6 protein-coding genes and 1 pseudogene are annotated in these 7,833 nt (G+C 61.4%); 4 read left to right on the plus strand and 3 right to left on the minus strand.

Annotation, left to right across the window (positions count from 1 at the left end; translation table 11 throughout):
* Positions 1-553: 553 nt before the first annotated feature.
* Positions 554-1,489, minus strand: a complete 936-nt coding sequence (locus tag NGM99_RS21435; protein ID WP_252822801.1) for a Gfo/Idh/MocA family protein — start codon at positions 1,487-1,489, stop codon at positions 554-556.
* A gap of 173 nt (positions 1,490-1,662) precedes the next feature.
* Positions 1,663-2,829 (minus strand): diphosphate--fructose-6-phosphate 1-phosphotransferase, encoded by a 1,167-nt coding sequence (locus tag NGM99_RS21440; protein ID WP_252822803.1) that lies wholly within the window; start codon positions 2,827-2,829, stop codon positions 1,663-1,665.
* 121 nt (positions 2,830-2,950) lie between these two features.
* On the opposite strand from NGM99_RS21440, the gene NGM99_RS21445 reads away from it, so the two are divergent.
* Positions 2,951-3,607, plus strand: a complete 657-nt coding sequence (locus NGM99_RS21445; RefSeq protein WP_252822805.1) for a sulfite oxidase-like oxidoreductase — start codon at positions 2,951-2,953, stop codon at positions 3,605-3,607.
* 166 nt (positions 3,608-3,773) lie between these two features.
* Complete coding sequence (locus NGM99_RS21450; protein ID WP_252822807.1) at positions 3,774-5,303, plus strand: putative bifunctional diguanylate cyclase/phosphodiesterase; 1,530 nt, start codon at positions 3,774-3,776, stop codon at positions 5,301-5,303.
* Between the two features lie 5 nt (positions 5,304-5,308).
* Here the strand turns inward: NGM99_RS21450 and NGM99_RS21455 are convergent, their stop codons facing one another.
* Positions 5,309-6,058, minus strand: a complete 750-nt coding sequence (locus NGM99_RS21455) for a L,D-transpeptidase (protein WP_252822809.1) — start codon at positions 6,056-6,058, stop codon at positions 5,309-5,311.
* A gap of 186 nt (positions 6,059-6,244) precedes the next feature.
* On the opposite strand from NGM99_RS21455, the gene xylB reads away from it, so the two are divergent.
* Positions 6,245-7,699, plus strand: coding sequence for a xylulokinase (xylB, locus tag NGM99_RS21460; RefSeq protein WP_252822811.1), 1,455 nt, complete (start codon positions 6,245-6,247; stop codon positions 7,697-7,699).
* Positions 7,696-7,833, plus strand: a pseudogene (locus NGM99_RS21465) (xylose isomerase); the annotation flags it as partial. The gene xylB and the pseudogene NGM99_RS21465, both read left to right, overlap by 4 nt.

Genomic DNA, 7,833 nt, shown 5'->3' on the forward strand with positions numbered 1-7,833 from the left:
CCGCAGGTTCAAATCCTGCCCCCGCAACCATGAACAACAAAACCCGCCAAACCCATGGCGGGTTTTGCCGTTTGAGACATCCGAAACCCGCTCCAGAAATAACGGCAGGAGGAGGACGGGGGGGCGGTAAAGATCGACTTCAACGACCGGCGTCGCTTCAGGCGTCGCCTGCAAGAGCTAAGGCGGGTCTTGGCCCGTGTCTCAGCCCTCGAAGTTCGAAATTGATTTGGGCCATTACCGTTGTAGTGAGGTCGCTCTCTTTGCCCAGATGGGCAAACAGCCAATATTATCAACGCTGCTTTTTCTCGCTGCGTCACCGGACTAGCTTCTTCGGCACAGGCCTAACCTGCGCCTGTTCCCTCTGATTGCGAAATAAGGACGACTGTTCGATCCGGTCCCAGTGCCTCACGCTCCGCGCATGTGAGACATCGCACCAAAACCTGGATGCGAACAATGGTTGGAGAGTGCCGGTGGTGCAATTCTCAGGCTTGAGCGGAGGAAGCAAATTGAAGGCGGATGGGTTGTTTAGCGTCCTTTAGCCGGTCACCAAACACTACCATTCGAACGGTGCGACGGTTTCGCGCCTTCCCACCATCATGATATCGGCGACCCATCTGAGCGGCGTGTCGTCCGCCAGGCTTTCACGCCGTTCGAGCAGTTGTGCGAAGCGCTCATAGATCCGCTCATATTCTTCGGAAGCACCTTCGAGGCGCAACTCTCCATTGATGCGCAGGCGCATGCCACCGTTCTCGAGCGAAATATTGGTTCCTTTGCGCGTGCGAATGGAGAAGGTCCAACGGTCCTCATCTGACAGCCAGTCGAAATGGCCCGAAAGTTTCGGCGCGTGGGCCTGCGCGGAAGCAAAGACGACATCGGCCGCGACAGGCGTCTGACGGTTCTCCGGGGTGCGCACGGTTGCGTCACGCACCCAAAGCGGGAAGGGCATGATCTTGGCGAGAATCGAGAGCGCATTGATGCTTGGATCGAAGACGCCGAAGCCGCCCGGTTCCCATACCCATTCCTGCCCGGCGTGCCATTTGCGCACACTCTCGTTCCAGTCGATATGCAAGCTCTCGACGCCTTCGCAGGCGAGCAGATCGCGCGTGTTGTCTACCGCCTGGTTGTATTGCGAATGCCATGTCTGAAAGAGCAGACGTCCTTGCGCCTTTGCGTACGCAACAAGGTCGGTGAATTCGGAAAGCGTAGGCGCCGGCGGCTTTTCCAGCAACACATCCTTGCCCGCATCGACCGCCTCGCGCACCAATTCGCAGCGCACCTCCGGCGGCGTACAGACCGAAACGAGCTCGATCTCGGGATGAGCGGCGTAAAGTTCAGCGGCGGTTCGATAAACGGGCAGGTCGCGATGCTGCACGCCGCGTGTCGAAACGGTCGCCGCGAGTTCGAAATAGGAACTCTTTTCGATCACAGGCAGGTGCTGGTCCTGCGCGATCTTGCCCACGCCGATCACGGCGATCTTCCGTTTTGTCATACTATTCCGCTCTGCTCCGCGGCGCGCTTTAAGCGCTGATCCGCGTTGCTTTGCAAGCCTCACTTTGACGACAATCGAAAGGCGGGCGAGGGGAGTTCGCGCGGGCGAAGCAACCGGACCGACAGGGCGAGGACGGAACTGGCCCCTGCGATTAAAACTTGGCTGGCGTCGGCCTAGACGAACGGCTTTCCGACCGCGAACTTCTCCGGCACCAGCCGCTGGAAGTAGGCAAGGCCTTTTTCCGAAAGCCTGTTCTCGTGCGCATCGAGGAAATCGTCGGGCATGTGACGGGTCTTCGCCGCGACATGGGAAAGGGGAACGATCTTGTTGATTGTCTGGCTGCCATCATAAGTGAGCGCCACGGAGCCGCCGCCGTGATCCACGGCCTCCACCGCAAACGCTCCCGCCTCAAAGGCTTCGCGGGCGTCGACCTTGGAGATCGTCGCGATATTGCCGCGTGGCATGTAGCCCAGCGTGTCGACACGGGCGCGTTTGCCCGGCAGGCCTTCGGCCAGCATGCGCTCGAAGGCCATGCCGAGCTCGCCGCCCGACAGCTTCACATTGCCATGCGCATCGCGCTCGAGCCTGTCGGCGGGCGTCAGGGTTTCCACCAGCGAGCGGCCGTCCTCGGCTGAGACACCCTCGGAAACTGCGACGATGCAGCGCTTGTGCCGGTCGAGCGTCCTTTGCACGTCGTCGATGAAACGGTCGCGGGTAAAGGCGCGTTCGGGCGCATAGATCAGGTGCGGGCCACTTTCCTCATCGATGCGCCAAGCCGCGGAAGCGGCAGTCAGGAAGCCGGCATGGCGGCCCATGACGATGCCCACATAGATGCCGGGCAGGGCGCGAAAATCGAGATCGACGGAAAGAAAGGCGCCAGCCACGAATTCGGCTGCCGAGATGAAGCCCGGCGTGTGGTCGTTCTCGCAAAGGTCGTTGTCGATGGTCTTGGGCGCGTGGACAAACGCAATCGACCCTGCGGCCGCGTCGGAGAGGATGCCTTGCGTGCCGGCCGTGTCGTTGCCTCCGATATAGATGAAGGCGTCCGCGCCCTTTTCCTTGAGGCCCTTCAGCACGACTTCGCAATAGGCTGCATCGGGCTTGTCACGCGTCGAGCCAAGAGCGGCACTCGGTGTGCCGGCGATGCGCAGAAGCTGCTCTTCGGGGATATCCGACAGATCAACGTAATTGTTGTCGCGAATGCCTCGCACGCCGTGGATAGAGCCGAGCACCTTGACGCCCTTGAAGCGACGTCGCGCTTCGAGCACCGCGCCGACCAGCGTCTGGTTGATCACGGCGGTCGGACCGCCTCCCTGCGCAATCACGATCGTTTCGGCCAAGGCGTCCTCCAAGCAAGGTTGTTGCACGGCTTAGAGCACGAGCGCGTGACAGGGGGAAGACCCGCCCTAGTTTTCATAAGCCGCTATGCGTATCTCGAACAGCGATTGGAGTTCGATGCCGATGAGCGAAGAGACACCCGAAGACACCAAGCTGACGCGGACCAAAAGGCGCTGGGCGGAAGAAGGCAAGTTCCTCACCGGACGCGAGACCCGGCCGGAAAGCGATCGCTTGCCGCCCGGACAGCATCTGGTGCGAGACTGGCCGGTGCTCGATCTGGGCCTGACGCCGAACGTCTCCGAACAAAGCTGGCGGCTCGACGTCACCGGCGCGGTCGAGCATCCGGTGAGCTGGAATTTCCAGACTTTTTCAGCCCAGCCGCAAAGCGAGTTCCGTTCCGACATCCACTGCGTCACGACATGGTCCCGCTACGACAACCACTGGCGCGGACTTTCCACCCATGATCTGCTCGACATCGTACAGCCGCGCGCCGAAGCGCGTTTCGTCGAATTGCGCGCCAATGACGGCTACACGACCAACCTTGCGCTGGACGATTTCGCAAGTGCGGACGCGTTGATCGCGACCCACTGGGAAGGCCAGCCGATCACGCGCGAGCATGGTGGCCCGGTACGGCTCGTCGTGCCGCACCTTTATTTCTGGAAGAGTGCCAAATGGCTCAATCGCATCCACTTCCTTGAGCACGACAAGCCGGGATTCTGGGAAGTGCGCGGCTATCACAATCGCGGCGATCCCTGGAAGGAAGAGCGCTACTCCGACTGATTTCCGCATTGGCGTTACTTCAAAGAATCCGTTAATCAACTTGCCAAGTGTCATGGAACTGTCAAAACCGGTTCATGCGATCTTGAGGATTGAGCGCAAGACTGCGTGCTGAGTTCAATCAGCGCAGTCGAACCGCGTGCCCAAGCCTGTCGATTCTCAGGAAGTTATGCAGGCTCGTTACAGCCTGCTGGTGGGAACCGTATGGCTTCTCGCCGCACTGGGCATCTTGGGAGCCCTGACCAGCTTCGAGGCCTCGACTCTATCGGCCGCCATGGCTGCGTGTGTCGCGACTGCAGGAGCCCTCACCCTCTTCTTGATGGCTCACTTGCGGCGGCGCGTGCTGGCCATTCACGGCGAGCGCGAAGCTTTGCGAGAGCGCGAAGCCTATATCCACAGCCATGACGAGGCGACTGGTGCGCTGACGAGAGCGAGCTTTCTCATGGCGTGCGACGCTTGCTCCCGAGAGGCTGGGACGGGCGAAATCCATGCTTTGCTTCTAATCGACCTCGATTATCTCAAGCAGATCAATGATGCGTTCGGTCACGAAGTTGGTGACGCCGCCCTTCGTCGCCTGACGAGCGTCGCTGAGGCGGTTGCACCGGACGCGTTGTTCGGGCGTCTGGGAGGTGACGAGTTCGCGCTCCTTCTTAAGGGTACGGTGCAGGACGCGGTCGATGTTGCCCGCCGCTTTCTTCTCGATCTCTCGCAGATAGTGAACTGTGCCGGACGATCGATCAGCCTTTCTGCGTCAGTCGGCATTGCTATGGCCGAAGGGCAGGGCCTGTCGGTGGATGAGACCATGCGCCACGCGGACCTCGCTCTCTACGAGAGCAAGCGCGGCGGACGCGCGCAGGCGACGGTTTTCGACATCGAAATGCTGCGCGACCAGAACCAGGACCGCTTCTATGAGCGCGAGTTGCGCGCGGCGATCCTGATGAACGAGCTGGAACTGGCCTATCAGCCGATCGTCGGCACCGAAAACGAGCTGCGTGCCTGCGAAGCGTTGCTGCGCTGGCGTCACCCCGTGCGCGGCCTCATCGCTCCATCCGAATTCATTCCCGTCGCCGAGCGCTCGCTTCTGATCGATATGCTTGGCGAATGGGTGTTGCGCCGCGCCTGTCTTGACTTCGCCGACGAGCCGCAATCGAAGGTCGGCGTCAATTTTTCCGCAAACCAGTTCAAGCGAGACGATGTGGTGATGATGGTCGAGCGCGTGTTGCGCGAAACCGGCATGCCGGCCACGCGGCTCGCGATCGAGATCACGGAGTCGGTCGCGATGAATGCGAGCAAGGCCGTGCTCGACCGCTTGCACAGACTGCGCGCGATGGGAATCCACATATCGCTCGATGATTTCGGCGCCGGCCATTGCGGGTTTTCATATTTGCGGAATTTCCCCGTCGACTCGATCAAGATCGACCGCAGTTTCGTCGGTAAACTCGAAGAGTCGGAAGTGGATCGCACGATCCTGCTCGCGCTGACCCAAGTCTCGCGGGCCTTGGGCCTGAAAATCATCGCCGAAGGCATCGAAACGGAGGATCAGCGGTTGATCGCTGGCGTTGCCGGCTGTGATCTGTTTCAAGGCTATCATATCGCCCGTCCGCAGCCTCTCGCGCAGATCAAGCGCGACTGGCTGCGTCACAGGCTGGAGAAACGGCCGGTCGCCGAGCCGGTGGAAGGCGAAGCGGTCGCTGCCTGAAGCGCTTAGGCCACCACGATCGGCGTCTTATTGCTGACGCGGTTGTAGAGGTCGATCACGTCCTGATTGATCATGCGCACGCAGCCTGAGCTCATGGCCTGACCGATCGTCCACCATTCCGGTGAGCCGTGCACGCGATAGCCCGTGTCCTGGCCGTTCTGGAAAATATACATGGCGCGCGCGCCGAGCGGATTGTCGAGACCGCCAGGCTGGCCGCCTGCCCATTTGGCGACTTCCGGCTTACGCGCGATCATTTCCTTGGGCGGCGTCCAGGTCGGCCATTCCTTTTTGTACTGGATGATCGCGCGGCCCGACCAGCGGAAGCCGTCACGCCCGATGCCGACGCCGTAGCGGATCGCTTCGTTTCCCGGCAGCACGTAGTAGAGCCGCTTTTCGGCCAGCCTTACGACGATCGTACCCGGTGCCTCGCCGGTCGGGTCGACCACGATCTGGCGGCGCAGGCTCGCCTCGACCTTCTGGTAAGGCACTTCTGGAACCGTGAAGCGACCATCATTGTAAGCGGCGTACATCGTCTCAGGCCGTGTCACGCCCTTGTCGATGCCGATTTGCGGACGGATCGAGCCGGTGGTCGTCTGATCGAGGTTGAACTCGGAAAAATCGACCACGCGCGAGCAGCCGGCGATCGAGCCCAGAAGCAACGTCGTGCCGATCGAAGATAGGACGGTACGGCGGGAAGGGGAGCGGAACTCAGACACTTGAACAGACACCGAACCGTTCGAGGGCAGGGAGGCCATGCGGCCGTTCCTGCCACTTTCGCTTTGCATGGTTGAAAATCCGTGAAGATTTCGGCGGTGCTCAGCTCATCCGGCTCGATAGATGGTCGGCGCGTGAGAATTATTTCGGCGTGCGAAATAATTCTGGCGGAGCTCGAAAAGTTTGGTATGACGAGCATCGCGATCGGAAGATCGGGGAGGAAATGCATGTATCTTGGGCTTGATCTCGGCACGTCCGGCGTCAAGGCGATGCTGATCGATGGGGATCAGCGCGTCGTCGCGCATGCCACCGGTGCTTTGGAGCAAAGCCGGCCGCATCCCGGCTGGTCCGAGCAGGAACCTGCGGCCTGGGTCGCAGCGACCGAGGATGCCCTCGGACAGTTGAAAATCAGCCATGGCGCCGAGCTTTCGGCCGTGCGCGGTATCGGACTTTCAGGGCAGATGCATGGCGCGACGCTGCTCGATGCATCGGACAAGGTTTTGCGCCCCTGCATGCTCTGGAACGACACGCGCTCCCATGCAGAGGCTGCGGCACTCGACGCCGATCCGCGCTTCCGGGAACTGACCGGCAACATCGTATTTCCGGGCTTCACTGCGCCGAAGGTGCTTTGGGTGCGCAACAATGAGCCGGATGTGTTCGCCCAAACCGCGACCGTGCTTTTGCCGAAGGATTATCTCCGGCTCTGGCTGACGGGCGAAAAGGTTTCCGAAATGTCGGACGCCTCCGGCACTTCCTGGCTCGAAGTCGGCGAACGGCGTTGGTCTCGTGCGTTGCTGGATGCCACGGGCCTCACCGAAGACCATATGCCTTCGCTGATCGAAGGCACTGAGGTGTCGGGCACTCTGCGTGGTGAACTCGCCAGTCGCTGGGGCATGGGCGAGGGCGTCGTGGTGGCCGGAGGTGCCGGCGACAATGCTGCCTCCGCTTGCGGCATGGGCACGGTCCATGCCGGTTCGGCCTTCATTTCGCTCGGCACGTCAGGCGTGCTTTTCGCCGCGAATGACAGCTTCCTGCCCAATGCGGAGAGTGCGGTGCACGCCTTCTGCCACGCTCTGCCGGGCACTTGGCACCAGATGGGCGTGATCCTGGCCGCGACCGACTCGCTCAACTGGCTTGCCCGCACGCTCGATGTTCCGGCCGGCGATCTGGCCGGGGAGCTCGGCACCAATCTTTATGCGCCGGACGGGCCGATTTTCCTGCCTTATCTTGGCGGCGAACGCACCCCGCACAACGATTCCGTTTCCCGCGGCAGCTTCATCGGCATGTCGCATGCGACGGACCGGGCGGCACTCACCCGCGCCGTACTGAAAGGCGTCGCCTTCGCCTTCCGCGACAATCTTGCAGCACTTCGCGAGGCGGGCACCGATCTGACGCGGATGACGGCCATCGGTGGCGGTTCGCGTTCGCGCTACTGGCTCAAGGTTCTGGCGACTGCGCTCGACCTGCCTATCGACTTGCCGGCAGACGGCGATTTCGGCGGGGCGTTCGGTGCAGCGCGTCTCGGGCTGATCGCTGCCGAGAATGCCGATCCGCTTGCGGTCTGCGCGGCCCCGCCGACCGCCGAAACGATAGAGCCCGAAACACAGCTCAGCCAAGCTTTCACCGATGCCTATGGCCGCTTCCGCGCACTTTATCCCGCCATCAAAGGAGCCATGAATTGAGCAGCGGATTCTTCACCGACCTCTCTCCCATCCGGTATGAGGGTCCAGACAGCGTCAATCCTTTGGCTTACCGCTTCTACAACAAGGACGAGGTGGTGTTGGGCAAGCGGATGGAGGACCACTTGCGCTTTGCG

It is taken from the genome of Mesorhizobium liriopis (genome assembly GCF_024053505.1).
In the GTDB taxonomy this organism is placed as follows: Bacteria; Pseudomonadota; Alphaproteobacteria; order Rhizobiales; family Rhizobiaceae; genus Mesorhizobium_B; species Mesorhizobium_B liriopis.